The sequence below is a fragment of the Leptospira ognonensis genome, from assembly GCF_004770745.1.
GTDB lineage: Bacteria > Spirochaetota > Leptospiria > Leptospirales > Leptospiraceae > Leptospira_A > Leptospira_A ognonensis.
In genome coordinates, this window is record NZ_RQGD01000012.1 from 1 (window position 1) to 1,096 (window position 1,096).

Annotated in this window: 1 protein-coding gene; it reads right to left on the reverse strand. The window is 32.7% G+C overall.

The annotated features are described in order from the left end of the window. Positions 1-597: 597 nt before the first annotated feature. Positions 598-945 (reverse strand): hypothetical protein, encoded by a 348-nt coding sequence (locus EHQ58_RS03755; RefSeq protein WP_135622160.1) that lies wholly within the window; start codon positions 943-945, stop codon positions 598-600. Positions 946-1,096 lie beyond the last annotated feature (151 nt).

The following is a 1,096-nucleotide window of genomic DNA, read 5'->3' on the forward strand; positions in this document are numbered from 1 at the left end:
GACGGAGGACAATGTGCCTTTAGGCCGAGCGAGGGCGAAAGTCCCGAGCGGAGCGTGTCAGCCGCAGTTATACGCAGTTGCCTTTGATTAGGAAAGATATAATACTAATCCAAGTAATAAAATTTGTAAAATCAATGTCCATTTATAACTTTTTGTAAGGAAATTTATTTCTTTGATTAATTTAATATTGTACTTTTTATATGAATAGTAAATTGGTAGTTCAGTAATTAGAAGCCATAAACAAATACCAGCAATTAAAGATAAATTGTTATTATCAATATCGAAAAAATTGATTCGTTCATTGAAGAAGTAGAATATAATCATAAAAGAAGTTGCGAAATATGAATATAGGATAGCGAAAGTGACTACGGGGCTTTTAGCAACTTGCATTCGTTCCTTGCAATTTTTACATTTTATTGTGAAAGGAGGAATATAGAACATCATTCTAATAAAAGAGACTTTAGTCTGGCATGATGGGCAATGAAAATTGTGGTTCATAATCTATTTCCTTTTGTAAATTGTAAATAAGTTAATTTACTAATTGATATTATATATCCATAAATTCTTTAATAATAGATATTTTAAAATACGATGACTCTATTTTTCTTTATTGAGAGCTACATTTAGACTTCTTAGGATAGCATTGTAGACTTCTTGGCGAATTTCAGATTTTTTTTCGATATAAAAATGAATCATTTCCATAATATCTGAATCATCCCAATCAATTTCCCTTCTTAAATGAGAAATTTTTGAAATGATTCTGTGTTGAATCTCGTTTATCCACTTTATTCTTTCTAGCTTCTCTTCTGGATCTATCACTTGATCAGACCAAATTGATCTAATAATGATTGTTAATTCATGTCCCATTAATTCATAGTAGGCTGCTTTTTGATTCTTTGAAAGCGAATCTATTTTTTTTAAACAATTATTTATTTCTGAGTCCATTTTTCTTTATATTTTAGGCAATTGCGTATAACGAACTAGGCTACACGACGTTGTCCGTAGCTGAGTCTCGCAGAGACGTTAGCGTCGGCGCGACTTCTTGCGGAGCAAGAAGCGTGACGGAGGACAATGTGCCTTTAGGCCGAGCGAGGGC

Bases quoted from the DNA above. Each gene is read 5' to 3' on its own strand.
- EHQ58_RS03755 (WP_135622160.1), bottom strand. From the start codon at position 945: ATGGACTCAGAAATAAATAATTGTTTAAAAAAAATAGATTCGCTTTCA.